The organism is Pseudomarimonas salicorniae, from assembly GCF_023156535.1.
Lineage (GTDB): Bacteria > Pseudomonadota > Gammaproteobacteria > Xanthomonadales > Xanthomonadaceae > Pseudomarimonas > Pseudomarimonas salicorniae.
Genome location: NZ_JALNMH010000016.1, coordinates 1 through 25,406 on the forward strand (window position 1 = coordinate 1; position 25,406 = coordinate 25,406).

Genomic DNA, 25,406 nt, shown 5'->3' on the forward strand with positions numbered 1-25,406 from the left:
CCCCCCCTGGATGCCGCTGCTCTCCTGTAGGAGCTGGCTTGCCTGCGACCGCAGCGCCTGGCCTGCCCCTGTCTCAAGGAAAACCGCACCGCCCCGGTCGCGCCCAAGGGCACTCCCACAGAGAGGCGCATCCCCGTCGTGACCTCACGCTCAAAGCGCCCGCTCTCCTGTAGGAGCTGGCTTGCCTCCGACCGCAGCGCCCGGCCCTGCCCCTGTCTCGAGGAAAACCGCACCGCCCCGCTCGCTCCCAAGCGGATTCCCACAGAACGGCGCCGCCGTGACACCCGGCCGCCAGGGCCACGCAGGCCCGAGGCCGCGCGCCCGCCAATCCCCTGCACCCCGCCACCGCCCACGCGGAGCGCCCTGCCGACCGCCTTGCAAGCCGTTGACAGCCTCTCGCCGCGGGCGTACGGTTCGCGACGGCCCGCCACAAGATGTAGTGGTTGCCGTGCACCGCAACACAACAGGTTGTGGGTGCCGGAAAGGTCAACGGGGAGGCGACAGATACAGTCATACGCTTATCGCAGCCAGCGAAGGACTTGTTCCTAGGGGTTTTCCCGATGGGGCGCCGCGCTGCGATAGCCGTTTTTTTTGCCCAGCGCGGCACGCCCGATCGCGCGGTCACGGAGGAAGACACAACAATGAGCACGGTGCGCCTTGAGGCGGTGAAGAACGCAGTGGCCGAGATCCCCCTGCAGCCGGCATCCCAGGACATCTGGGACAAGAAGTACCGACTGAAGAGCAAGCAGGGCGAGGCGATCGACCGCGACGTCGACGACACCTACAAGCGCGTCGCCCGCGCCCTGGCCGATGCCGAAGCCACCCCGGAGAAGCGCAAGTACTGGTACGAGCGCTTCGTCTGGGCGCTGCGCCGCGGCGCCATCCCGGCCGGCCGGATCACCTCCAATGCCGGCGCGCTGGAGCACAAGCCCGCCACCAGCACGATCAACTGCACCGTCTCCGGCACCATCGAGGACTCGATGGACGGCATCCTCGAGAAGGTCCACGAGGCTGGCCTCACCCTGAAGGCCGGCTGCGGCATCGGCTACGAGTTCAGCACCCTGCGTCCGCGCGGGGCCTTCGTCGCCGGCGCCGGCGCCTACACCTCGGGCCCGATGTCCTTCATGGATATCTACGACAAGATGTGCTTCACCGTCAGCTCCGCCGGCGGCCGCCGCGGCGCGCAGATGGGCACCTTCGATGTCGCCCATCCGGACGTGAAGGAGTTCATCCGCGCCAAGCGCGAGGACGGCCGCCTGCGCCAGTTCAACCTCTCGCTGCTGATCACCGACGGCTTCATGCAGGCCGTGCGTGACGACGCCGACTGGCCGATGGTCTTCCCGGTGCACGTCAAGGAACGCGACGAACTCGACCTCGCCGACGCCGACAAGGTCGTCTGGCGCGAGTGGCCGACCACCCGCAACTACGTCACCCGCGACGATGGCCTGGTGGCCTGCAAGGTGTACGGGCACATCCGCGCCCGCCACCTGTGGGACATGATCATGGTCTCCACCTATGACTTCGCCGAGCCGGGCTTCATCCTGATCGACAAGGTCAACGAGATGAACAACAACTGGTGGTGCGAGAACATCCGCGCCACCAACCCCTGCGGCGAGCAGCCCCTGCCGCCCTACGGCGCCTGCCTGCTCGGCTCGGTCAACCTGACCAGCTTTGTCCGCGACCCGTTCACCGACCGCGCCCGCTTCGACTGGGAGGAATACGCCGAGGTCGTCCGCGTGTTCACCCGCATGCTCGACAACGTGGTCGAGATCAACGGCCTGCCGCTGGAGCAGCAGCGCAACGAGATCGCCCGCAAGCGCCGCCACGGCATGGGCTTCCTGGGCCTTGGCAGCACCCTGACCATGCTGCGTATGCGCTACGGCAGCGAGGACAGCTGCGCCTTCACCGAGCGCGTGGCCCGCGAGATGGCCGTTGCCGGCTGGGAGATCGCCCTGTCGCTGGCCGAGGAGAAGGGCCCGGCGCCGATCATGGACGAGGACTTCACCGTCACCGCCGAGATGCTGCGCAAGCGCCCGGAGATGGCCAAGGACGGCTGGAAGATCGGCCAGACCATCAAGGGCCGCCTGCTGCACGCCAAGTACAGCCGCTACATGCAGAAGGTCGCCAGCGTCGCCCCCGAGCTGGTCGGCAAGCTGGCCGAGACCGGCGCCCGCTTCACCCACCACAGCTCGATCGCCCCCACCGGCACGATCTCGCTGTCGCTGGCCAACAACGCCTCCAACGGCATCGAGCCGAGCTTTGCCCACCACTACTCGCGCAACGTCATCCGCGAAGGCAAGAAGAGCAAGGAGAAGGTCGAGGTCTACAGCTACGAGCTGCTCGCCTACCGCACCCTGGTCAATGCCAAGGCCATGCCCTACGCCGAAGAGGCCGACGCCAAGCTGCCCGACTACTTCGTCGCCGCCGACGACATCACCCCCAAGGAGCACGTCGACATCCAGGCCGCCGCGCAGATCTGGGTCGACTCCTCCATTTCCAAGACCGCCAACGTTCCCACCGACTACGCCTACGAAGACTTCAAGGACATCTACCTCTACGCCCACGAGAAGGGTCTCAAGGGCTGCACCACGTTCCGCTTCAACCCGGCCGCCTTCCAGGGCGTGCTGGTCAAGGAGAAGGACCTCGAGAACACCACCTACCGCTTCGAGCTCGAAGATGGCAGCGTGGTCGAGGCCAAGGGCAATGAACAGATCGAATACGACGGCGAGATGCACACCGCCGCGAATCTTTTCGACGCGCTCAAGGAAGGGTATTACGGTAAGTTCTAGCGCGGGCGCGTAGCGCCCGCTGCGTGATGGGTGATTCGGGATGGGTGATTCGCGAAAGCAGCAGCCAACGAGCTTCCCGGCGCGGCTCTTGCGAATCACCAATCACCCATCACGAATCACGGCTTCAAGAATGGCCACCACGGACGATGGCCGCAGGCGGTGCCCGTCGCACAGTCGCGGCGCACCATGAGGTCGAGGCAGGCAGGAGCCGGCTTCGCTCGCGTCAGCTCTCTATCGCCCGAACAGGAGGGGCTATGAGCAATGGCAATGGTGTGGCGGCGACGATTTCCGAAGCCGTCGAACAGGTGACCGAAAAGGTCCAGGAAGTCGCGGCCGAGGCCAAGGCAGCCATCGACAAGCGCGCCAAGGTGGTCAGGAAGAAGGCCGCGGCCGTGGTCAAGGAGGCCAAGGCCAAGGTCAACCAGGCCAAGAAGGAAGTCGAGAAGGAAGTGAAGGCGGCCAAGGCCAAGGTCGACAAGGCCAAGAAGGACGTCGAGAAAGAGGTCAAGGCGGTCAAGAAGAAGTTCGACACGGCGAAGAAGAACGCCGCGAAGAAGACCGCCGCGGCCAAGAAGTCGACGGCCAAGAAGGCAAGCGCCAAGAAGGCCTCGGCCAAGAAGGCGGTGAAGAAGGTGGCCAAGAAGGCTTCGGCCAAGAAGGCCAGCGCCAAGAAGGCGGTGAAGAAAGTCGCCAAGAAAGCCACGGCCAAGAAGGCCGCCGCCAAGAAGTCGGTGAAGAAGGCGGTCGGCAAGAAGGCCCCGGCGAAGAAGGCGCCAGGCAAGAAGGCTCCCGCCAAGAAGGCCGCAGGCAAGAAAGGCGCTGCCAAGAAGGCGGCGAAGAAGAAGTAATCCAGTCAAGGGTTGCCCCGAGGGTCCCGTCCGCAGGCGCGCAGGAAGTGCGCCGCGGGCGGGTCACCCGCGCAACCGCCGGCAACGCGGGCCGGCCTCAACACAGCAGACCCGGGGCCTCGCGAACCCCGGCCCGCCGCCCAGCGCGGCGGGGTATGCCGGCCGTGCCGGCCATCGATCAGGAGTGGTGTCGTGGGTATCAAGATCAGCAAGAAAATCAAGGGCTTCAGCGTGCAGACCGCCGAGGACAAGGCCAAGGCCGAGCAGGCCGCCGCCGCGCCCGCCCCGGCCCCGGCCAAGGAGCCGCAGCGCGCCGAAGTCATCCAGATGCACGAGCAGATCGAGCGTCCGGACGTGCTGGTCGGCAGCACCTACAAGATCAAGTCGCCCCTGTTCGAGCACGCCCTGTACGTCACCATCAACGACATCGTGCTGAACCCCGGCACGAAGCACGAATCGCGTCGCCCCTTCGAGATCTTCATCAACTCGAAGAACATGGACCACTTCCAGTGGGTCGTCGCCATCACCCGCATCATGTCCGCCGTCTTCCGCAAGGGCGGTGACGTGACCTTCATCGTCGAAGAGCTGAAGGCCGTCTTCGACCCCCGCGGCGGCTACTTCAAGTCCGGCGGCGTCTACATGCCCAGCATCGTCGCCGAGATCGGCGCCGTGGTCGAAGACCACCTCAAGCTGATCGGCATGATCGTCGACGACAACCTCAGCGACGAGCAGAAGCAGCTGATTGCCGAGAAGCGCGCCGCCTATGAGGCCGGGCTAAAAAAAAACAGTGAGCCCGGCGACGCCGTAGCCACGGGTTCCACCGACGGCAAGGGCGAAGCCAAGAGCGCCGAGGCGGGGAGCTTTCCGCCCGGCGCGACGATGTGCCACAAGTGCAATACCCAGGCGATGATTGTTATGGATGGGTGTCAGACCTGTCTTAGCTGTGGGTATTCGAAGTGCGGGTGAGGTGCGCCTGCTTCCAACGGCCCGGACCAAGTGGCGGTGATACTCCAACAACCTAAAGTTGAGCGGATTGAGATCGACCAGCTCAAGAGCATCGTCGACTTATCACTTGAGCTTGACCGATGTCCCTTGACCGGGATCATGGGGAGTAATCGAAGCGGGAAGACTACGGTGCTTCACGCTCTGGCGTGCGCTTTTTCCCCAGCCACTCCCGGGAGTTCAGACTACCGATTCCCGACATTCTTCCGACCGAACACAGAGTCACTGTGGAAGGACAGTCGTTTCCGCATCGCTTACGGGGGCAGGCTTGGCGAGGCTACCTTCGCTGGTCTCACTCAGGAGTACAAGAAGGAGGCCGACCGCTGGACTCCGCGATACGGAAACAGGCCACTTCGATTCGTAAAGTTTGTTGGGATCGCCGATTCTGCTCCAGATTTGGAGACAATCGCACTGAGCTCAATGATTCACTACACGAAAAAATCCAGAGAAGAGAAACACGATATCGAAGTTAGAGAGCTTGCGGGGAAAGTCCTGAACGAAAACTACTCAGGCTATTTCGGCGTTAGCTACCAGTATCGAAACCGTCAGTCGATCGGGGTGTCTACGAAGCAAGCATCCTATTCGGCCTTGTCAATGAGCTCGGGCGAGCAGCGAGTATTCCGCGTCCTCGATACTGTCGTTAATTCTCCAGACTATGCGTTAGTGCTCATCGATGAGATTGACCTATTTCTTCATCAGGACGCACTCCAGCGCCTGCTTGCAATCCTGCATGATCACTGCAAGAAGCGGCATAAGCAACTCATCTTTACCACGCATTTCCCGCCTTCAGGTCGCCTCTACGACAGCATCGACCTACACAGCATCCATCGTGGCCCGACTCGCACGCTGTCGTGGAGGGGATACTCGCTGGAAGCGTTGAGACACATCACGGGGGCTCAGGTTCGCCCGCTAACCGTCTATACAGAAGATGATCTCGGCGAGCGTGTAGTCGCTCAAGTGGCAAGCGAGTTGGGGCTAAGGAAGTATGTGGAGACCGCGACCTTCGGTCCTGCGGATAATGCTGCAACATTGGTCGCAGGCCTGCACGCCGCGATGCCAACTGCAGACAATTATTTGGCGCTTACTGATGGTGATGTTCTAGGCGCCCGCGGCTCCATCAGGGCTCGAGTGAGGAAAATTTGGAGCGGCAACTCCGCCAAGCACGAGGACGAGCGAAAGCGAATCGTAAGTAAGATTCGTTCTTTCCGTTCTTTCATGCGCGAGGAATCGGGCAATGCGGCCTGTCCGGAGGTATGCATCCACGCAATGGTCTGCGAGGTGGATCCCCTGAAAATACCCCCAACGCTTCGAGATTTTGCGGAGCTGTGTCGTTCAATCGTCCATCCGCTGGATCGCCATGGATTTCTGAACGATGTCGTAGACCTCTCTGGCGAGAACCGTAGTGTTGCGATATCCAAGCTGGTCGATATTGCGGCGGCCTCCCCTCTATGGAGCCGATACACCCGCGTATTGAGAGCGTGGCTTCGGAAGAAGAAGGTTCAGCTGGCGCTTTGATTTGGTGGATCCCGCAAGAAGGGAAAGAGGGTCGAAACAGGGGTCAAGCGAAACAGGGGTCAGAGTGCACTTTCAGGAAAACAGGGGTCAGAGGAAAAACAGGGGTCAGAGTGCACTTTCGCTTGGAGAGTTTTTGCGGTAGAGGACTCTGACTGCCGTTCCGGTGGCTGACTAGTTGAACGCCCCTTTTTCGCCATTGGCCGCGGTCTTCGAATCCGGAGGAAAGAATGAAGCCGTTAGCTGCGATTGCTCTTGTTGCGTTTCTCGTGGGCTGCTCTCCTGTCCAGCCCGTTAAGCCGGTCGTCTATGAGCCAGCGAGCGCAACCTCAGAACGTAGGCTGGACGCAACGTACGAGATTGGGGTGCCGAAGGAGGTGTTCGTCGGCGACCAGATGCTAAGAGTTCAGGATTATCACGTGGTCACGCGGGATACCGGCTCCCACTCAACGCGACTCACGCCGACGCAGGATTTCAAGGTCAGACTCCCACCTTTCGCAACTGCTACGGTCGACAAGGGGGACATCGTTAGGGTGGAGGGAGTGACGGAGCGCGATGGCCGTAGCTATCGTTTAGTCGAGTTGCCTGACCCGACAGCCGGTCTGCTGCGCTTTCTGATCGATGAGGAAGGGGGGTTCGAGGGAAGCGCTCTGAACAATCAGGGTGCGCGTATGGGCTGGAGTTACAAGCCAGAGCCATCGACCGTTCGCCTCGTCCCTGCCCCTTCAAGTGTGCGGATAGATACCACCAAGGGGTTCACCAACTTTGAGTTGGTGTACGGCGGAACTACGCGGGATTCGTTCCAGATTCTCTATCGCGAGTACTCGCGCGACGATTTAGCCCGTCCCGCGTTCACCCAGAACCTCGTTTACGAGAAGGGCGGCGAGCCCGTGATCCGATTTCGCAACCTCAAGATTGAGGTGCAAGAGGCATCAAACGACAGGATCCGATTCGTTGTGATCGAAGACGGAGGCAGGGGGTAGATCCCTGAGGAGCAGGGGTAAGGAGAACATGGGTCAGAGTGCACTTTCTGCTAGCCGCTTCTCAGAAGGCCCGGGCTCTAGATCCGACTGCTACTGAAAGCCGGAGGGAGGTCGTACCGTCGGCTACAAGTCGCCCGCGCCTCAGGGGGCCGTCGCGGCGTCGAGCGCGGGCATCTCGAACTTTAGTTCGATGTAGGCGCCTTTGAGCTGCGGTCCGCTCGGCTCGGGGGTGGCAAGTGAGCCGCTCAGACGCATGGTGTCAACGGACAAATCGAGCCGCAGTTGCGTCGGCTGAATTGAATAGGTCCTCGCGCCGTCTACGATCTGCGCGGAGATGGGCGAGCCGGCCGGGTCGAGACTTACACGCAGATGCCGCGATGCCAACTCATGCTCGCTCCCCTGCTGCCGTGCAATCAGCTCTGGCGAGAAGAGCAGGTCCATGCCGTGAGACCCGGCTTCAGGGAGGGCATCGATGATGACCCAGCGTTCCAGAGGGCCGAAAGGACTGTCAGGTTCGTCGGGGATTGGCTGAAACACGACGATGCCTTCGGCATAGGGCATGCCGGGATTGCCGAGACGCCATCGGGATGCGCGGCGCTTCAGCTCGGCCTCGTAATCGGGCTCGCCTGTTCCCACGGGGTGGACTGGCTGCGTCTCGCCGGCAGATAACGCCACCTCGCCCCAGAACTTCGCTGCGTACGCGTGCTGCGGCACGCCTACGCCATCCAGATAGGCATTCGCCAAAGCGCGCTGCGCCTTGGCCAGTCCTCCCATCGCCGCCCGTCGCAACCAGATGGCGGACTCCTTCGTATCCGCCGGCCCCAGCGAGCCATCGGTGAGGCTGCGTGCGAAGTCGAACTGAAGTGCTGCGTCTCCCCGCTCCGCTGCGCGGCGCAGCAGCTGCCGCGCGGTATCGAAGTCGCCTCGCTCCGCGGCGTCGATGCCAAGCTGCAGCAATGCAGACTCCACGGCGATGTCTGCCGCGTGCTGCAGGCGGTCGGGCGATTCCTCGCTTCGCGGCGTCTCCGCGTCGTCGGGTGCCTGCGCGAGGCAAGGCCCGGCTGGCGGAGCAAGGAGTAGCAGCGTGATCAACAAGCCCGTGCAGCGCATGTCGCGTGCCCTCGGAGCGACTCGCGGCAAGTATGCCAGCAGCCAAGGCGGCAACAGGGGAAACAGGGGTCAGAGTGCGCTTTCCGCTGGGGGAAACAGAGGGTAAAACAGGGGTCAGAGTGCACTTTCCGCGAGGCCGGATCACAGCCGCGAGTCGCCCTTCATCATGAGCTGGCCCGGTGGACTGGCCGGATGCAGCCCGCATCGTCATTCGGCAGAAGCACACGGCCTCCAGCGGCGCTCCGGCCGGGGACTAGCTGAACGCTCCCGCTTCCGCCGGCGCAGGGTCGCGGGGCTCGATGCAGATGCGGTCGCGTCCTGCGAAACAGGGGTCAGAGTGCACTTTTCGCCGGGTTCTTTTGAACGCAAACGTAAGCAAAGGTGCAGGCACGCGTGGACACTGACTTTCTGATCCACTCCCGTGGTCACAGCATGGGCGATTGGCACTGTAGCGTCATGACGCTATAGTGTTCCCTGGAGGTGCCCCATGACTGAGCTGTCCAAGCGCTCGACAACGAAACAGGGGTCAGAGTGCACTTTTCGCCGGGTTCTTTTGAACGCAAACGTAAGCAAAGGTGCAGGCACGCGTGGACACTGACTTTCTGATCCACTCCCGTGGTCACAGCATGGGCGATTGGCACTATAGCGTCATGACGCTATAGTGTTCCCTGGAGGTGCCCCATGACTGAGCTGTCCAAGCGCTCGACCATCTATTTCGATCCCGACCTGCACCAGGCCTTGCGCCTGAAGGCGGCGAGCACCCACCAGTCCGTTTCCGAGATCGTGAACGCCGCGCTGCGCGAGGCCCTGCGCGAGGATCAGCAGGACCTGGCTGAGTTTGCGTCGCGCGTGGAGGAGCCCACGATGTCCTACGAGGCGCTGCTCAACGACCTCAAGGCTCATGGCAAGTTATAGGCTGGTCTTCAAGCAATCAGTCGCCGAGGATCTGCGTGCCATCCCCAAGGCGGATGTCGCGCGCATTCTCAAGCGGATCGAAGCGCTCGCCGATGACCCCACACCGCCGGGCAGCGAGAAGCTGTCCGCCCAGGCCCGCTACCGGATCCGCCAGGGCGTGTACCGCATTCTCTACGAGATCGAGAACGATCAGCTGGTGATCGTGGTCGTCAAGGTCGGGCATCGGCGCGAGGTGTACCGATGAAAATAGCGGTCAGGGTGCACTTTCCCTAAGCCGCACCGCAGCCGCGACGGGTGCTGCAGCGATAAGCCGGCCCGGTGGGCCGGGCGGTTGTGGCCCGCATTGTCATTCGGCAGAGGCCCCTGCGCTACCGGACCGTCCACGGCATCCAGCAGCGCACCGACCGGGGATCAGCTGAACGCTTGCGCTTCCGCCGGCGCGGGGTCGCGGGGTTCGATGCAGATGCGGTCGCGTCCTGCGGCCTTCGCTGCATACAACCTGCGGTCGGCGCGTGACAGCCATTGGCTGGGGTCGTCCTTGGCGCCCAGCGAGGCGACGCCGATCGACACGGTCACGGGTGTTCCGTCGGCGGTGCGCAGCCGTGCACGGATGGCCGCCTGCAGCTTGTCGAGCGCGGCCGAGATCCCGTCGGGCGTGGTGCCGGGCATCACCAGGACGAACTCCTCGCCTCCATACCGGTAGAAGCTGTCAGTGGCGCGCATGGTGTCGCCCACGATCCGGGCAAGATCGATCAGCACCTGGTCGCCGGCATCGTGGCCGTGACGGTCGTTGACGTCCTTGAAGTGGTCCAGATCGATGACCGCCAGGCCAGCCGGCTCGCCCTCGCGCCGGGCGGCTTCGGCACGCATGGAAATCTCCCGCTCCAGGGCGCGGCGGTTGCCGACATGGGTGAGCGGATCGCGATTGGCCATGACGTCAAGCTGACGATGCTGGCGCGACGTACGCCACGCAAAGACGAACGAGAACAATGCGACCTGGGCAGCGACCGCGAAGAAGGTCGTCCGTTCGAGCGGGTCGGCGAAGTTATCGGGAGCAAGACCGATGCCCGCGATCAGCACCACCGAGAGCAGCAGGGCCACCCGGCTGGTGGCCATCAGGAAGATGCCGATCATCAACGAGAACGCCCACAGAAAGGACAAGCCGTAGACTGGAATCACCACCAGAAGGCCCGCCGTCAGCAGCGAGGCAATGACATTGCCGGCCATCACGCTGCGTCCGGTTTTCCAGGCGTAGGCCATGCCGCCGAGCATTACCAACACGACCATGGCGTCGAACAGGGCGACCGCCACGGCCCCCTGCATAAGGCGATAGACGGCGAACGACCCGATGGCCAGGGAGGCGACGGTGCTGAACACGCAAACGATGGCCAGCTGCGTGTCGGTCCTCAGCCGACCCATGGCATCAACGCCGATGATGGCCTGACGACGCTCGGGTCGATTGTCGACTCCTGGACTCACCAACCTATCCCCCGGAAGCTTGCAGAGGCGAGCAGGAAGAGTACAGCGCGCGGACGTCTGGGGTCAGAGTGCACTTTCCCCCGAAACGCATCGGAAACACTACTCTGACCCTGATTCGCCCCTGACCCTGATTCGACCACCCGTGATCCGGGAGAGTCCGTGTTGACTGCCGCCGCCTTGCCTCGCCTCCTGCCTGCTGTTTGTTGTCTCGGACTGTGCAGCGTGTTGATTTCGGCCGCGTCGGCCCAGGGTGCGCGGCCGCGCACTGCGCCGCCGTTGCCGGCGCCGGATCCGATGAGCTACCAGATCATCCATGTCGACACGGCGCAGGCGTTGGCCGATGCCGCCTGGAATCTGCGAAGCAACCAGGCCATCGTGATTGCGCCGGGTACCTATGACCTGGCGAGCGTCAATTTTCCGAACGGGGTGGACGGACGGATCACGGTAGGGCGCTTCGGCGCGCCGATCATTTCGAACATCCAGGTTCGTGGTGCCACCGACGATCCCGCCGATGTGGTGCTGCGCGGCGCCGGCATGCTCAATCCGATCGTGCCGTATGGCGTGCAGATCTTCACCGCGCGCGAGGTGACCCTGGCCAACTTCAGCGTGGGCGAGGTCTATTACCACGCGATCGGCGTACAGGGCGGTCAGGGTGCCGGTGATATCCGCATCTACAACGTGCGCGCCTATGACGCGGGCCAGCAGATCATCAAGGGCTCCGGCGCAGGCGCCGATGACGTCACGATCGAGTACTCGCAGGTCGACTACAGCGTGGGCGCCATCGTGCACCCCGAAGGCAGCCCGCCTAACAGCTGCTACACCAACGGCATCGACGTCACCGGAGGTGATCGCTGGATCATTCGCGACACCCGCATCGAGCGCATCCGCTGTCAGAACAATACCCTGGCCGGACCTGCGATCCTGGTCTGGCAGGGCTCGGCCGATACGCTGATCGAACGCAACCTTATTCTCGACTCATCGCGCGGAATCAGCCTGGGCCTGGTGGCCAGCAGCGACCACAGTGGCGGCATGGTGCGCAACAACCTGATCCGCTGGAATCCCGCGGCCACCTACGCCGTGGATGTGCCGATCTACTCCACCTCACCCAACTCGCGAATCCTCCACAACACGGCGCTGACGCGAGGGCGATACCCGAACGCCATTGAAGTCCGCTTCGCGGGTGCGACCGGGGTCGAGGTAGCCGGCAACCTGCTGGACGCCGCAATACAGCCGAGGCAGGGCGCAGCCCCGGTGCTCAGCAACAACCGTAGTGATGCGCAAACGGCCTGGTTTCGTGATGAGGCCCATGGCGATCTCAGACTGTCGGTGGCGGGCGAAGCGCAGCTGAGCGGCGCGCTCCCGCGGCATCCCCAGGTGTTGCTGGACTGTCTAGCTGAGAGCCGGCCCGCCTCCACCGAGGCCGGTGCCTGCGGGCGAGACCCGCAGCGGGTGTTTGCCGATGGGTTCGAGCTCTGAGGCGGAAGCCCGGGGTCAGATGCAGCGATAACAGGGGGCAGAGTGAACTCTTTCAAGGAATTCCACTCGGCCTTGGTCTGACCGCCGAGGCGACCGAATCGGCCTTTCCCATTGCCACCAATCTGCGGGTTACACTTCGCGACCTTTCGGGCCCCGGAGCTGCGCGTTGTGAATAGGTTCCTTCTTGGGACTCGGCGTAAACGGTCGATGTGGCTGTCGTGGCTGGTGCTTCTCCTTTCAGCCGAGTTTGTTCTGGCTGAGCAGTTTGATCTTGCCGGCCCGCCGGGCAGCGTCGGATTCGGCGCCCAGATCGCCGTGCTCCCCAACGGCAACCTCGTTGTAACCGATCCCCGACGTCCCCCGGATGGGGCTGCCTACCTCTACTCCCGTGATCTTCAGCTGCTCAGCACAGTGACGAACGTGTCGCCCTTCGCGGCACCTGGTACGTCGCTGGATACCGTTCGGATTGTGGTTCTTCGGAACGGGAACTATCTGCTTGTCAATGAGACCTGGAGCAATGGAGGTCTTTTCAGACTGGGAATGGTCGCCTGGGCGAACGGAGAAACCGGCATCAGTGGGAGCATCTCATCATCGAACGCCCTGATCGGAGCAAGGGCGGATGACAGCGTAGGGTTTCCGGCGGTGCATCCGCTGGCTAACGGAAACTACGTCGTGGAGTCGTTTCGCTGGAGCAACGGGGCCTCTCGTGTGGGCGCCATCACCTGGGGCTCCGGCACCTCGGGCGTCTCCGGCCCGGTTTCGGCGGAGAACTCGGTAATCGGAAGCTCGATTGGCGATTCTCCGAGTTTCGGCACGGCGCTGAGCAACGGCAACTACGTCCTCCTCAATACCGGGTGGGGAACGCCTGAGCGCCCTTACCTGGGCGCCGCCATGTGGGTTGACGGAACTGTGGGGGCGACAGGCTTCATGACGGCCGAGAATTCGCTCGTAGGATCTGCCGCGGAAGACTTCATCCTCCGCAGGGTCTACCCACTGGTAAACGGCAACTTCGTCCTGGCGTTGCCCTATTGGGACAACGGTGACCAGGTCAATGCCGGCGCAGCGGTGTGGGGCGATGGCACGAGGCCAATGGTGGGGACGGTGTCTGCGGCCAATGCGCTCGTGGGCACGCGGACCGGGAGCTATGTCAGCTATGACGAGGTGCAGGCCCTGAGCAATGGACACTATGTTGTAGCTTCCTCGGACTGGGACAGTCCGACAGGAACCAACAACGGTGCGGTGACCTGGGGCAACGGGGCGGTCGGGACAACGGGCGAGGTGTCGGCGGCGAATTCCCTGGTGGGTGGCGCTGACTTCCAGTTCGTGGGAGGCGACCCCGAGTATCTGGTCGATAGCGTGATCCCGCTTGCGAATGGGCACTACGTGACAGCCTCTCCGTACTGGGGAGGGCAGAAGGGCGCGGTTACATGGGGTGATGGCACGAAGGCGACTGTGGGAGTCGTTTCTCCACGCAATTCCATCGTGGGCAATTCCGTTGGCGATCGGGTGGGTAGCTCGGGCGTGACGGCCCTCACCAATGGACACTACGTCATTGCCTCCGCCGGATGGAAGGGCGTGGGAGGCGTCCCAGTTGGCGCGGCTACCTGGGTAAACGGCACTGGTCCGCGCACGGGTTCCGTGGGCATGGGCAATTCGCTGGTGGGCAACACGCCTATGAGCGCGGGGATGGCCGTGACGGCGCTGGCGAACGGCCACTATGTGGTGGCGTTTCCAGGCTGGGATCGAGGATCTGTCTCTCAAGCCGGTGCGGTGGTCTGGGGAAACGGAGAACTCGGCAGCAAGGGCTCTCCTTCGCCGCAGAGTGCCTTGGTCGGTTCACGAGAGCGGGATTTTGTCGGCTGGCCGATAGCGCTGAGCGACGGCAACTACGTGGTCTGCAGCGGGAACTATTCGAGCGACTCGGCGACTCGGGTCGGCGCAGTGACCTGGGCGAGTGGATGGGGCGGGCGTGTTGGCGAAATCAACGCCTCGAACTCGCTCATCGGATCGTCGCGGGATGACCAGGTCTGCAGCGGCCATTTGGATTCCCGGACGCGCCCGCTGCCCGATGGCCAGTATCTGGTCGCCAGTCCGTTTTTCGACGACGGAGAGGTGTTCGACGCCGGTGCGTTCACCCTTGCCGAAACCGCCGTGACCGGGCACCTCAACTATCAGAACAGCGTGATCGGATCGGTCAGTGAGGGCGGAGAGACTGGCGGTCGACCCGGTGTGTTCGCGGCCTATGATGAGGTTCACCGTCGACTCTTTGTCGGCCGAGGCGCCAGCAATCTGGTTACGGTAGTGACCGGTGCGCGCGTGTTTCGGTCGAGCTTCGAGTAGGGGTTTGACGGGTAGAAGCAGGCAAACAGAGGGGCAGAGAAGAGGCAGGAGTCAGGAAGTTCTGGGGTCAGAGCCCACTTTCCACTGACTTCATTCTGGGGTCCTAGGCTGAACACTGGATCACACCGCATCTGAAGGCGGGGGGCTCGGCGAGTGGCCGTTGGGTTGGCCGACCGGAAGCTCGCCCTGAGCGGGCCGAGTGCTGTACACCTCTCTCACCGCCCTCGCCGTCCTCCGATCAGGGCGCTACGCTAGGGCTCGGGAGGAGGCGCCCATGAAGCCCATCGATTCTGCCAAGCTCGATGCGATCATCGCCGCCGCGCACCGCAGCGCGCGGGAGCGCAACCAGGGCTATCGGGAACGCGCGCTGGCGCTGTACCCGTGGATCTGCGGCCGCTGCGGACGGGAGTTCAACCGCAGCAACCTGCGTGAGCTGACCGTGCACCACCGCAACCACAACCACCAGGACAACCCGGCGGACGGTTCGAACTGGGAGCTGCTCTGCCTGTACTGCCACGACAACGAGCACCAGCGGCAGATCGAGGCCGGCAACAGCATGGGGTTGGACGATGCCGTGGCCCCGGCCACCTCCAACCCGTTCGCCGGGCTGGGGGATCTGCTCAAGAACAAACCCAAGGCCTGATCCAGAGGAAGGGTCAGAGTGCACTTTCTCCCGCCTCATGCCCCCATCGGCAATGGCGCGAGGGCCCGAAGCCTGATTGGTCGCCGCGGAAGCATGGCCATTCGCCCTGTCGCCTGCAGGGTGACAAGAGGTAAGGGGCGATATGAGGGCCCGACGCCAGATGCGTCCGGGGTGAGCGACCAGGCAGGCGTGGTCTCCGGGGAGTTGGGGCAGGACGTACTGTCCCGACAGGCACGCGCGGGTCCGGCAATGGGTCTGCCTGCCATCCCTCGGGTCGATCACGCTGTAGGCCCTTTCTGACACGCCTCGGCGGAAGTGTCCGATTCCCATGCGGCCGGGCAGCGCCGAACATCAGGGTCGTAGTCCGCAGCACTCGGTGGCCTGCACCGTCATGTCCTGCTGGCAAGGGGCGCCAGCGAACCATCAACTCCAATTCGGGGGAGAGCAATCGTGAGCAGTACCGTGGTGCGGAGCGAGAGGTTCAGCTTGTCTGTCTGGGACTGGCTGCTGGTAATCGTGATCGGCGCGATCATCTGGCTGGTGTTTGCGGCGGCTGGCGGGTCTTTCGCTGCCGCACTGGGTGAAGCGACGGTCTATCTGGGTTTCGTGGTGGGATTGTCCTACTCGTTCGGGCGCGGTCGATGGACGAAGGCGGCGGGCAGGGCGAAGGCAGGCAGATGGGCCTTTCGCATCCTCTTCCTGTTGCTTGCCTGCGCGGTGCTGTTCGTCTCGATGGTCAGGTTGGTCGGATACGCCTCGGGAAAGGCGGGCGCCCAGCAGCTGATGGAAACCACCTCGGCCCTTCGCGCTGCGCTGGATGCCGACGCCGATTCCGGACAGATCCGAAGCGCGTTCCATCAAATCGCCACGGAGAAGCTGGAGGCGGCCGCTTCATCCCCGGTGATCGAGCGGCCGTTCAGAATGATCGCCACGGAACTTGCCGTGGAAACACTGCGTCCGCAGCTGGAGCTGGCCGAGGTGACATCGAGGCTGGTGGAGCTGGGTCCGCTTGCACCTGCCACGCTTGCCAGTGAGCAGAGTCGAAGGGAGGTGCTGACCAGCGCCGAGGCAATGCTGGTGGCCATCGAGGCCTCGCGCGAGGCGGTGTTCTCCATTGAGAAGAGGGCGGAAGCGGCCATCGTGGACCAACCTTCAAGCCGCGCTGCCCGCGAGGCTTTCCTGGATCCCATCCGGATCTTCCGCCAGCACGCAGAGGCGACCTTTCCAGCCCCTGAACTGGTCAACTGGGCAAACGCCATCATCGCGCTCCATGCGTACCTCGACGCTCACGTCGATGCCTGGCGCATCGACTCCGAGGGCGTGTTGCATGCCTCTGCCGCCGAGCGACAGGAGATCACCAAGCTGCTCGAGGGGGTCAAGCTGGCCTCGGCACGCTTGGCGGACTGAGCCCGCGAAGCAGCCCTCAGAGTGCACTTCCCGAGCATGCGGCGCGCGCTCGAAGCAGGGATGAGAGTGGACAGGGACCAATTGGTTTCCTGAACGACCGCTTCGATCCAGGTTCTCGGATTTACTGTTGGCGGCCGCGCGGTTGAGTTTGCGAGAATCGGCAGATGGCTGGCGATTCATCGAGCGCGAAGGCTGTAGACGAGGGCTCCCTGGCCGCAATGCCAGTCGGCGTCTCGCGCCTCAGTCTGCGCGATGCCTGGTCCGAGTTGCTCGACGAATGGGTGCGTCCCGACCGCGGATTGCCCCGAACGATGTGGCGATTGACGGTGAGCCCACAACGCGGATTGGCGGATTGGATCGAGCGCCGCGATCCTCGGGTGACGCGTCCGTTCCGCTACCTGCTGGTGGCCGCGGCCGTGGCGGCGCTGGTCTGGATGGGGGATGGTCGAGTCATTGACTGGGACGTCTGGCTGACCGAACTGGGCGCGAAGCTGGAAGCGCGGAACGCCGGCTCCAAAGGACAGTTCGGATTTGTGGTGGGCTATCTGCTCGCCACCTTGAGCCGCTCGCAACCCGAGGTGCTGCTGCTTCTGGGGGCGCCCTTGCTGGCTCTGGCGATCTGGGCAGGCAGCCTGCGGCGGCTCAATGCCGCTGAAGCGTGGGCCGTCTCGCTGTATGCCTCCGCGCAAGCCCTGTGGCTGGTCACCGTTGTCGGTTGGATGTTGCCGCAGAGCATGCCCGGAGGGATGGGACTGAAATGGGGCGTGGCACTGCTCGCATGGGCATGGACAGTGTCCGGCTCAGCCAGAGGTGGTGTCCTGTATCGCCTCGCTGTGCCATCGCTCGCGCTGTTTGCGGCGCTCTGGCTCGTAGGCGCCATGGTGGTGGTTCCCGCGGTGGTGGTCTGGTTGAGCAGCTAGGAAACTGGGGTCAGAGTGCACTTCCCCGCCTGTCCCCTATCGTCGCGCCCTGCAGCTCGCTTCGGCCCCGCTCTCAGCCGGACGGTGCGGCGGGAAACTTGTCCAGGGTCGGCATCCAGCGGCCGCTGATGCGGTTGGCGAGTTTCGGGCCGGACTTGTCGGCGCAGGCCGCCGAGGCCTTCTTCGCCGCCTTGTGCGGTACCTGCCACAGCTCGCGGGTTGAATAGTACGAGTGACCGCGGACGAACTCGGGAAAGCCGGTCTTGTTGTCTTCGGGAATCGGTTCGCGATCCTGCCCACGGGTGCGATGAAGCGGGGTCCACAGTCCGCCGCTGGCGTCCGATTCGAGACAGAGGAAATACGTTTCGGACTCGACCGGGTCGCCGTCGCTGCCGAGGCAGGTGGCGCCATAGGCGAGCAACTCGGCGGGGTACATGGTGAGCACAAGTCCGGCGCCGAAGACGAAGGCCATGGGTTTCCTGATCTGACAGGACAGGGATGTCCGACGCCATCGTAGCCGTGAAACCGGGCCCGCGGTGGATTCTCCGGCTGCGATGTTTCCGGCGCCAGTCCGCGAGGCTCTACTCCGAGGCCGGCTCAGGCTCGGTTTCCGAGAGCACGCCACGCGTTGGCAGGACGGTCCGTGCGAAGGGCCTGAGCTCGATCAGCTTGACGCGTGGCGGCCGAAGACGTTCGTACAGCGCGTCCTGCCATGCCCAGTACTCGGTGGGCTGCCAGAACTTCGGGTCCTGCCAGTTGCGGGTGTCGACCCCTGTCGCGGCGCTGATGCCGGTGCCCGGCATGCCGCCGTTGAAGGGCCTGGCGAAGCTGCGGGAGCGCGTCCGGCTACCGTCGCGGCGCGCGTGGGAGCTCTGCAGTGCGGCCTCCATTCGCGGCTTGGCGACCGCGTCGCCGAAGGTGTCCAGCAGTTGCGCGTGCCGGGCCACCGCAGCGGCTTGTTCGGCTTCGCCCAGCTCGTCCCAGTAGCGGTCACGAAACGCAGCGTAGCGCGGGTAGCCGCGCTCGGCGGCAAGCGCCATGAAGGCATGGCCCTCGACGCGCTCCGCCTTCGTGACGCGTCCGGTCCAGTACAGCTCCGCAAGCAGTGCCTGGGCGGCCTTGTCCGCATGCTGGGCGGCCTGCAGCAGGTGTTCGATGGCTTCGGCGGACTCGCCGCGCTCGAGACTCTCCAGTCCACGCATGCGCCAGCGAAGATCAGGGTGGGTGGCGAGGTAGACCGGCGTTTCCATGACGGCGAGGTCCGAGTCGGAATAGCGCGGCAGAAGCGATGCGGCCATCGCCGGGGCATAGAGGATCCACGGAAGTATCGACAACAGCAGTGCGCGACCCATGAACGACCTCCTTGAAGTCATCGAGAACAGCTGTCTCAGCAGCAGCGGCGCATCCCCGCCGGGCTCAACCCGCTCCCTGCCCGCAGGGATGCAAACCGGCGGTGCGCGAGCCACTGATCATGTGAGACGCGTGAAGCGTGCCAACCGTCGCACGCGGTGGGGAATTGGGGGATGGGGTCGGGGAATTGGGGTCAGAGGGGGAATTGGGGTCAGAGTGCAATTTCGGGTGCGCGCTTCCTCGACCGACCGATCCTCGCGGGCCCCGCTCGCCGCTTGAGCTGGGCCTCGATGGCGGCGCGGAAGCGCTCGGGGCCCAGGGCGTGCTGGCGCTGCAGATGCAGACGGATGCTGTCGAGTTCCTCATCGCTCGGGCGCTGTTCGAACAGCTCGCGGTAGCGGCTGCGGCGCTCGTGGTCACCGGCGGCCAGTTGCAGGTAGCAGGGGTGCGGGCGCAGCAGCGGGTCGGCGAAGCCAAGCGCATTCGACGGGTGGCTGGACCAGGGATACTCAGCCGGGCTCTCGACCATTCCGGCGCGGACCGGGTTCATCTCGATGTAGCGATGGCAGCGCAGCAGATAGCTTTCGGAGTCAACCAGACAGGCCTTGAAGCGGCCCTCCCACAGCGTGCCGGTGCGGTGGTGGCGCAGGGTCACGTATCTCACGTTGCGCCGGCCCAGTGACTGCATCAAGGAGGAGATCTGCCCGACCCCGCTCGGCGTGACCAGCAGATGCACGTGATTGGTCATCAGCACGCAGGCGTGCACTGCGCAGCCGAGCTTCAGTGCCGCTTCGCGCAGGTCGTCGAGGTAGCGACGGCGGTCCGCGTCCTCGAAGAAGCACGGTTGGCGATCGTTCCCGCGCTGGATGATGTGCTGGGCGACGCCGGGAAGATCAAGGCGCGGCTGGCGGAACATGACGGGGCCGTGTCATCGAGGTTCCCGCAGCTTGAAGCGGCCGCTACGGGGCGTCAGTCGGCGTCAGTCTCATTCCGCCTAGGACAGTTCCGAAAGTGCACTCCGACCCCTGATTTGGGACCCCTGATTTGCGGCCGCGGCATTGCCACCGCCCTGATCCAGCGACTGCGGGAATGGGCCGTGCAGCGGGGCATCTACGTGATCTTCGTCCAGGCCGACTACGGCGATGAGCCGGCCATCGCCCTCTACAGCACGCTGGGCCTCTGCGAGGCGGTGCTGCATTTCGACATCGCGCCGGCTTCTGCTTAGCTGGCCCGGCTCAGCCCCGGCGCCGCGGCCACTTCCGTATCGGCGCTTTGTGGACGTCCGCCCTAATCGCTGCTTTCGGACTTCAGGCCCCGCTGGTCGCCTGCTAGGCTCGGAGATCAATTGCTGGAGACGGTGCATTGATTCCTGACCTCGCCGACGGCAACGGGCCGCTCTGGACGTCCATCACACGCCAGTGGAAGCCGGTATCGCGTGCGACGGACTCGCGTTGTCGAGGCGCGGCGCGTAGGGCTCGAAGCGAGTTGCCGTGCCGGTCTGCCTTCGTGAGTGCACACCATAGTTCGAGTGCCGAAGTTTGATCGGCCCCGTACTGATCGCCGTCTCCTGGCTGCTGCTGCGCCTGCAGGGCCGGCCGCTCTCCGAGCTTGGATTCAACAAGCCTGTGCAGCGCCTGGTCGAGTTCGTCAGCGGGTTGGCGCTTGCGGGCCTGTTCGCCTCGCTCCAGTTCGTCCTGATCGCGCATTTCGCCAGATTCCGTTGGATGCCCAACCCGGACGCGGGCCTGGCCCTGGTGATGGAAAGCCTGCGCTGGAACATCAACTCGGTGCTCTATGAAGAGCTGGTGTTCCGCGGCTACCTTCTCTACAAGGCGATCGAGTGGCTCGGCGTGAGAAGGGCGTGCTTCCTGTCCGCCGCAGCCTTCGGCGTCTATCACTGGTTCTCCTATGGCGTCATTGGAAGCCTCGTGCCGATGGTCTACGTCTTCCTGCTGACGGGATCCTTCGGCTTGATGCTCGCCTACTCCTTCGCCATGTCCCGTTCGGTCGTGCTTCCGATTGCCCTGCATCTTGGCTGGAACCTGGCAACGATCCTTGTCTTCTCCAACGGTCCGCTGGGTGCACAGCTCCTGGTGCCCAGTTCAGTCGAGTCGATGCCGTTGAGCGTGGGCGAGCAGCTGCTCACCAGCCTGGTCATTCCCATCGGCTTCGTCGTGCTGGTGCTTTGGGGGGTGACGAGAGGGATCGGGCGGTATGGCGACTCGAAAGTGCACTCTGACCCCTGATTCCTGGTGTATCTTCCAGTTCAACTCTGCGTTGGGGATGAATATGTCTGCACTACACGTTCGTTCGGTTCTTGCTCTGTGCCTGGTTTCTGCCCTGGCGGCTCCCGTTGCCGCTGAAGTGGGCGATGGTGCTTCGGTGCTTGGCAGATTCGACGAGGCGGCTCAGCGCTTTGATCGCGCGCAGCTCGCCAAGGTGCTCGCAGCGGATGCGCGCATTTCCGTGGTCACGTGCAGTGCTCCAGAGGACGTGAGTTCAGGCGAGGAGTTCATTGCATCCACCGTTTCGATGGCGCCGGCGATCAAGACGTATGTCCGGTCCAGGGAAGCGATCTCTCGCGAGGATGGCGTCGGTCAGGGCGCGATGATTTTGCGCAGCCGGGTCCACGAAGCGATCGAGGCGCAGGGTGGATACTCCAAGCAGGGTTGGTCCTCGGAGAGAACAACACTCGCTGAGCGCGGTGGCCGGCTGGTCATCACCGCCATCGAGTCGAAGATGGATTGCTCCTGAGGGTATGGCGAACAGAGGCGGGGTGCACCTCCAGTCGCAGGCCGTGTGAGGCAGCCAATCCAGGTCGCACCCGCATGGCGGTTGAGTCGGGATCTGGCGGGGGTGCGGAGGCGGCGGGACGAAGCGTGCGCTGGTATCGCGGTCCGCGCAGACCGACCCGGGCGCCTCAGCGCACTGGTGACGACGACCGCCATTCGACCCGTGCGAATCCTAATGTCCAGTCTGAGCCCGGTCGAGAGCGCCCCGGTCATCCGCCGGGGCGCCCGTCCGCACCGGGCCGGCGCGATTACTCGATGACGAAATCCTCGCCATCAATCTCGCAGATATCGATCTCGTACTCCTCGTACGGCTCCTTGCCCTCGACCTCGTAGCGGAAATCGAACTCGCAGACGGTGGCGTTGCTGATGGTGATGGTCACCGACTCGCCGTTCTCGATGGACTCGCCCAGCAGGTTGTCGCCCCAGTCGTCCCGTGAGGACGGACCGCCGTACAGCCCGTCCAGCGTGGAGCCGGTCTTGTTGACCACGGTGAATCCGATATCGCGGGCCGCGGCGCTGTCGATCGTCGCGCACATGAGGATCGCCGTCGCGGCGGCGAAGAGGGTGAAACGCATGGGATGGGTCCTTTGAGATTGGCGGGATGCCGAGAGCAAGCTAGCACGCGGCGATGCGGTGCTAGGTGGGGGAAGCGGGGAGAGAGGCCCTCCCCAGCCCGGGAGGGACAGGCGACAGGGGCGGGACGAGTCCCCCTGAGAGAACCGGGTCCATGGGAACGGGGTCGGTTTCACCTTCAGGCAGCTGCATCCGTTGGCGGCAGCGCCCCGGCCATCGTCGCCCGTCGTAAGCCTGCGTTCCGTCCCGCCCCCCCGAAGGTCACCGAGAGCGTTGGGAGCATGGGTCCGCAGCATGACGGAGCGCCGTGACCGGTGTGGCCACTGCGATGGGCTTCGCGCGGCGCGTGGTTGCGCCCAGCGTGTCCGGCCACGACCGGGTAGCGGCGTGCCAGGCCAGCCAGGCATAGGTGTCGCAACGCACCGACCCCGACGGCAACAGCAGGCAAGGTGCACTCGCCACCACGAATTGCATCGAAGGCATGTCGCCTTCGCCAGATTCGGCACCGAGGTCACCATGAGCGCAAATGATCGCAACACCCATCAGCAGTCATCCAAGTCCGACACCATCAAGCCCACCGCCCCTGCGAACGACAGCAACCAGAAGTCGGGCGGGCCGAGTTCGCGGCAGCAGTCGGCCGAGGCCAAACCGGGCAGGGCGCCCGACGCCGGAGCGCCGGCAGCTGGCAAGGATTCGGCAGGTTTGAAGTCACAGCCCAGCAAGTAGGGCCACCGTCTGGTCCTGGCTGACCGGCTTCGGGAGCCAAGGCCGATCCCGTGAACGCGGCGCAATTGCGGCGCGTTCCTTTCTCCGGCGGAGCCTTCAGGCTTCGCCATCGAGGAGCTATTCATGAACACCCGAACCCGCAGCATCGCGCTCGCCAGCGCGATCTACTTCGCCCTGTCCCTCTCCGCGCCGCTGGCGCTCGCCGCGGATGCCAGCGTCGGCATCACCAACGCCCGGATGGAAAGCCAGATCTGGACAACCTACATGTTGAGCCCCTACCTGCGCTCCCACGACCTCCGGGTCAGCGTGGTCGACGGCATCGCCACCCTGGAGGGCGTCGTCGAGGAGGATGTCAACAAGGACCTTGCCGAGCAGATCGCGCGGGGCGTCGACGGCATCAGCAAGGTCGACAATCGCATTGCGGTGAAAGCGGACTATCGCCCCAGCGCGAAGGGCGCGTCGCGGAAATATGGTGACAAGGTGGACGACGCCACCACCACGGCGGTAGTGCGGGCCAAGCTGTCCTGGAGTCGTCAGGCTGACGCCAAGCCGGTCGAGGTCACCACTCGCGACGGCAAGGTGACCCTGAAGGGCGAGGCAGACTCTGCGGCTGCCAAGTCACATATGACCCAGCTGGCTCGCAACACCGACGGCGTCACCGGCGTGGACGACCGGCTGCTGACCGTGCAGTCAACGAAGTCCCCGGCGGCGGAGCCCACGATGGGCGAGGCCATGGCCGACACCTGGATCACCACCAAGGTCAAATCAACGTTCATGTACTCAAGCAACGTCGACGGCGCGGACATCTCGGTCAGCACGCTCGCTGGCGTTGTTACGCTGACCGGCAGGGTCGACAGTGGCGCGGAACGTGCCCTGGCCATCGAGCTGGCCCGGAACATTCGCGGTGTGAAGCGGGTTGACGCGTCGACGCTTGCCTTCGTGCCCCTGGATGCGGTCAGTGCGGTAGGCGAGCGCTGAGCGAAAACGTCGGCGGAGAAGACCGAGTCATGTCGTACAGCACCGCAAGAACCACTGCACGGGCCGGGGATGGGGAAGCGCAGCTCTGGGCCGCGATCTTCACTGCCTTTGCCGAGCTGTCGTACGCCGTGCGGGAGGCCGGACCCCGCACGCGCCCGGGTCCGCCATCACGTGGACAGTGCGAAGGTGTTCGGGTCGCTCATCCCGCCCCGTTGCGCGGCAGTACCGCCTTCATCTCCGCAAACGTGTAGACCGTGCCGAGCCCGGGAGCAGAGACGGAGATCGCCAGCATCGCCCGCGCGATGTCAGCGGCGGCGATGGGACGGAGCTTCATTGGCAGCAGGGGCGAGAGCAGCGACAGGCTGACCGCCAGTGCCTTCGGGGTGTGCCGGGACCCGACGATGACCGAGGGCCGGAAGATGCTCACCACTTCCGGCCCCTGATGGATGACCGCCTGCTCGGACTCGCCCTTGACCCGGGCATAGCGCGGCATGCCTGCTGCGCCCGATCCGCGGGTGCTGGCTTCGGGATCGGCGCCGATGGCCGACATGAAGGCCAGGTGGCGCACCTTGCCCGAGTCCTTAAGACCGGCGGCAAATGCGGCGTTGAGTTCGACATCGACGGCGCGGTGCTCGTCGATCGACAGCGCGGCGGTACCGGCGCCGATGCCGAGCACGCTGAAGCCGAGCACGGGGTGGTCGAATGGCTCCAGTGCCTCGACCACCGCTGCACGCAGCTGTTCGGGCCACATGTCGGGTACGACCCGTTCCACGACGGCGGTGCCGGATCGCTTGGCGATGTCGGTCGCCCGCCTCGAGATCACCACGATCCTCGAGAACCGTGCCGAGCGCACGGCCTCCTCGAGCAGGGCCTCGCCGACGGAGCCTGAGGCCCCAAGAATGATGGCGGACACGTCGGGCATGAAGGTCGGTCCTGCGGCAGCGATGGGGCGGGATGCAGGCACTGTATCCCGGTCGGCGGATCAGCGGGCCGAGGATCCCTCGCCGCGTGCTCGGCGGGAGCAAGGCGGCCCTTTGGCCAAGCCCCCGACATGCCAAGCCGCAACGCGCCACGGCCGCGCGCGCCGGATGCGTGGCACATTCCGACCCCGCCCTCGGCGTGAGTCAGGAATGTTCCGCCCTGCGCCGGCAGGGCGAGGCAGCCTGCTCGGGCCTGCCAGCCGGGCCAACCGGTAAACTGCGCGCCCTGTCCGACCCTTGAGACCCCCGATGAGCACCGAGCTTCCCGACCGCCTGTCCAACGACCCCCGCAGCCCCTACTACAACGCCGAGCTGCTGGAGCGCGGCGTCGGCATCCGCTTCAACGGCGAAGAGCGCCGCAATATCGAGGAGTACTGCGTGAGCGAGGGCTGGGTTCGGGTCGCCGCCGGCAAGGCCCTCGACCGCCGCGGCCAGCCGATGACCATCAAGCTCAAGGGCGCAGTGGAGCCCTACCTGCTGCCTGCCGCCGAGTAGGGGCGGGCGGAGATCGTGGTCGTCCCGCAGGCCGCATGCCGGGGCCTGTGGTCCCGTCGGTGGCCGCGCGCGGATTGAGCAGGGCGGT

24 protein-coding genes and 1 pseudogene are annotated in these 25,406 nt (G+C 64.5%); 18 read left to right on the top strand and 7 right to left on the bottom strand.

Annotated features, from left to right (window positions below; genetic code table 11):
* Nucleotides 1-641: 641 nt before the first annotated feature.
* The 5 genes from M0G41_RS16690 to M0G41_RS16710 all read left to right on the top strand — a co-directional run bounded on the left by M0G41_RS16690 (nucleotide 642) and on the right by M0G41_RS16710 (nucleotide 7,134).
* On the top strand, nucleotides 642-2,789 hold the full coding sequence (locus M0G41_RS16690) for an adenosylcobalamin-dependent ribonucleoside-diphosphate reductase (RefSeq protein ID WP_248211148.1): 2,148 nt from the start codon (nucleotides 642-644) through the stop codon (nucleotides 2,787-2,789).
* A 44-nt stretch (nucleotides 2,790-2,833) separates the two neighbouring features.
* The gene (locus M0G41_RS16695) at nucleotides 2,834-3,637 is read left to right on the top strand and encodes a hypothetical protein (protein WP_248211149.1); all 804 of its coding nucleotides are present in this window, start codon (nucleotides 2,834-2,836) and stop codon (nucleotides 3,635-3,637) included.
* Nucleotides 3,638-3,829: 192 nt separating this feature from the next.
* Complete coding sequence (locus M0G41_RS16700; protein WP_248211150.1) at nucleotides 3,830-4,603, top strand: TSCPD domain-containing protein; 774 nt, start codon at nucleotides 3,830-3,832, stop codon at nucleotides 4,601-4,603.
* A gap of 36 nt (nucleotides 4,604-4,639) precedes the next feature.
* Complete coding sequence (locus tag M0G41_RS16705; RefSeq protein WP_248211264.1) at nucleotides 4,640-6,154, top strand: AAA family ATPase; 1,515 nt, start codon at nucleotides 4,640-4,642, stop codon at nucleotides 6,152-6,154.
* Nucleotides 6,155-6,381: 227 nt separating this feature from the next.
* The gene (locus M0G41_RS16710) at nucleotides 6,382-7,134 is read left to right on the top strand and encodes a hypothetical protein (protein WP_248211151.1); all 753 of its coding nucleotides are present in this window, start codon (nucleotides 6,382-6,384) and stop codon (nucleotides 7,132-7,134) included.
* Between the two features lie 141 nt (nucleotides 7,135-7,275).
* Here M0G41_RS16710 and M0G41_RS16715 read toward each other — a convergent pair whose 3' ends face one another.
* Entirely contained in the window at nucleotides 7,276-8,244 is a 969-nt protein-coding gene (locus M0G41_RS16715) for a tetratricopeptide repeat protein (protein ID WP_248211152.1), read from the bottom strand.
* 681 nt (nucleotides 8,245-8,925) lie between these two features.
* On the opposite strand from M0G41_RS16715, the gene M0G41_RS16720 reads away from it, so the two are divergent.
* Both M0G41_RS16720 and M0G41_RS16725 read left to right on the top strand, forming a co-directional pair.
* Nucleotides 8,926-9,159 (top strand): hypothetical protein, encoded by a 234-nt coding sequence (locus M0G41_RS16720; RefSeq protein ID WP_248211153.1) that lies wholly within the window; start codon nucleotides 8,926-8,928, stop codon nucleotides 9,157-9,159.
* Complete coding sequence (locus M0G41_RS16725) at nucleotides 9,146-9,403, top strand: type II toxin-antitoxin system RelE family toxin (protein ID WP_248211155.1); 258 nt, start codon at nucleotides 9,146-9,148, stop codon at nucleotides 9,401-9,403. Before M0G41_RS16720 ends, M0G41_RS16725 begins: the two co-directional genes overlap by 14 nt.
* Nucleotides 9,404-9,570: 167 nt before the next feature.
* Here the strand turns inward: M0G41_RS16725 and M0G41_RS16730 are convergent, their stop codons facing one another.
* On the bottom strand, nucleotides 9,571-10,578 hold the full coding sequence (locus M0G41_RS16730) for a GGDEF domain-containing protein (RefSeq protein ID WP_248211158.1): 1,008 nt from the start codon (nucleotides 10,576-10,578) through the stop codon (nucleotides 9,571-9,573).
* Nucleotides 10,579-10,800: 222 nt separating this feature from the next.
* Here M0G41_RS16730 and M0G41_RS16735 point away from each other — a divergent pair, with 222 nt between their 5' ends.
* From M0G41_RS16735 to M0G41_RS16755, 5 genes are all read left to right on the top strand, one after another.
* Nucleotides 10,801-12,114 carry a right-handed parallel beta-helix repeat-containing protein gene (locus tag M0G41_RS16735; protein WP_248211161.1) on the top strand — a complete coding sequence of 438 codons (1,314 nt, stop codon included), beginning with the start codon at nucleotides 10,801-10,803 and terminating at the stop codon, nucleotides 12,112-12,114.
* Nucleotides 12,115-12,321: 207 nt separating this feature from the next.
* Nucleotides 12,322-14,454 (top strand): hypothetical protein, encoded by a 2,133-nt coding sequence (locus M0G41_RS16740; RefSeq protein WP_248211162.1) that lies wholly within the window; start codon nucleotides 12,322-12,324, stop codon nucleotides 14,452-14,454.
* A gap of 274 nt (nucleotides 14,455-14,728) precedes the next feature.
* Entirely contained in the window at nucleotides 14,729-15,097 is a 369-nt protein-coding gene (locus M0G41_RS16745) for a YajD family HNH nuclease (RefSeq protein WP_248211164.1), read from the top strand.
* 450 nt (nucleotides 15,098-15,547) lie between these two features.
* Complete coding sequence (locus M0G41_RS16750) at nucleotides 15,548-16,504, top strand: hypothetical protein (RefSeq protein ID WP_248211166.1); 957 nt, start codon at nucleotides 15,548-15,550, stop codon at nucleotides 16,502-16,504.
* A 164-nt stretch (nucleotides 16,505-16,668) separates the two neighbouring features.
* The gene (locus M0G41_RS16755) at nucleotides 16,669-17,424 is read left to right on the top strand and encodes a DUF3667 domain-containing protein (RefSeq protein ID WP_248211168.1); all 756 of its coding nucleotides are present in this window, start codon (nucleotides 16,669-16,671) and stop codon (nucleotides 17,422-17,424) included.
* Nucleotides 17,425-17,497: 73 nt separating this feature from the next.
* Here M0G41_RS16755 and M0G41_RS16760 read toward each other — a convergent pair whose 3' ends face one another.
* From M0G41_RS16760 to M0G41_RS16770, 3 genes are all read right to left on the bottom strand, one after another.
* Nucleotides 17,498-17,896, bottom strand: coding sequence for a hypothetical protein (locus M0G41_RS16760; RefSeq protein WP_248211170.1), 399 nt, complete (start codon nucleotides 17,894-17,896; stop codon nucleotides 17,498-17,500).
* Nucleotides 17,897-18,005: 109 nt separating this feature from the next.
* Nucleotides 18,006-18,776 carry an SEL1-like repeat protein gene (locus M0G41_RS16765; protein WP_248211172.1) on the bottom strand — a complete coding sequence of 257 codons (771 nt, stop codon included), beginning with the start codon at nucleotides 18,774-18,776 and terminating at the stop codon, nucleotides 18,006-18,008.
* 209 nt (nucleotides 18,777-18,985) lie between these two features.
* Nucleotides 18,986-19,690, bottom strand: coding sequence for a transposase (locus M0G41_RS16770; RefSeq protein ID WP_248211175.1), 705 nt, complete (start codon nucleotides 19,688-19,690; stop codon nucleotides 18,986-18,988).
* Between the two features lie 135 nt (nucleotides 19,691-19,825).
* Between M0G41_RS16770 and M0G41_RS16775 the strand changes: the two are divergent.
* From M0G41_RS16775 to M0G41_RS16785, 3 genes and pseudogenes are all read left to right on the top strand, one after another.
* A pseudogene (locus M0G41_RS16775) lies at nucleotides 19,826-19,999 on the top strand (GNAT family N-acetyltransferase); the annotation flags it as partial.
* Between the two features lie 313 nt (nucleotides 20,000-20,312).
* Nucleotides 20,313-21,020, top strand: coding sequence for a CPBP family intramembrane glutamic endopeptidase (locus tag M0G41_RS16780; RefSeq protein ID WP_248211177.1), 708 nt, complete (start codon nucleotides 20,313-20,315; stop codon nucleotides 21,018-21,020).
* A gap of 37 nt (nucleotides 21,021-21,057) precedes the next feature.
* Nucleotides 21,058-21,528 (top strand): hypothetical protein, encoded by a 471-nt coding sequence (locus M0G41_RS16785; protein WP_248211178.1) that lies wholly within the window; start codon nucleotides 21,058-21,060, stop codon nucleotides 21,526-21,528.
* A 286-nt stretch (nucleotides 21,529-21,814) separates the two neighbouring features.
* Here the strand turns inward: M0G41_RS16785 and M0G41_RS16790 are convergent, their stop codons facing one another.
* A complete protein-coding gene (locus tag M0G41_RS16790; protein ID WP_248211179.1) occupies nucleotides 21,815-22,141 on the bottom strand; it encodes a hypothetical protein in 327 nt (108 codons plus the stop codon).
* A 514-nt stretch (nucleotides 22,142-22,655) separates the two neighbouring features.
* Between M0G41_RS16790 and M0G41_RS16795 the strand changes: the two genes are divergently transcribed.
* Both M0G41_RS16795 and M0G41_RS16800 read left to right on the top strand, forming a co-directional pair.
* Entirely contained in the window at nucleotides 22,656-22,865 is a 210-nt protein-coding gene (locus M0G41_RS16795; RefSeq protein ID WP_248211180.1) for a hypothetical protein, read from the top strand.
* Nucleotides 22,866-22,988: 123 nt separating this feature from the next.
* On the top strand, nucleotides 22,989-23,843 hold the full coding sequence (locus M0G41_RS16800; RefSeq protein ID WP_248211182.1) for a BON domain-containing protein: 855 nt from the start codon (nucleotides 22,989-22,991) through the stop codon (nucleotides 23,841-23,843).
* A 199-nt stretch (nucleotides 23,844-24,042) separates the two neighbouring features.
* Here M0G41_RS16800 and M0G41_RS16805 read toward each other — a convergent pair whose 3' ends face one another.
* The gene (locus tag M0G41_RS16805; RefSeq protein WP_248211184.1) at nucleotides 24,043-24,765 is read right to left on the bottom strand and encodes an NAD(P)H-binding protein; all 723 of its coding nucleotides are present in this window, start codon (nucleotides 24,763-24,765) and stop codon (nucleotides 24,043-24,045) included.
* Nucleotides 24,766-25,072: 307 nt separating this feature from the next.
* Here M0G41_RS16805 and M0G41_RS16810 point away from each other — a divergent pair, with 307 nt between their 5' ends.
* Nucleotides 25,073-25,318 (top strand): DUF3297 family protein, encoded by a 246-nt coding sequence (locus M0G41_RS16810; RefSeq protein WP_248211186.1) that lies wholly within the window; start codon nucleotides 25,073-25,075, stop codon nucleotides 25,316-25,318.
* Nucleotides 25,319-25,406 lie beyond the last annotated feature (88 nt).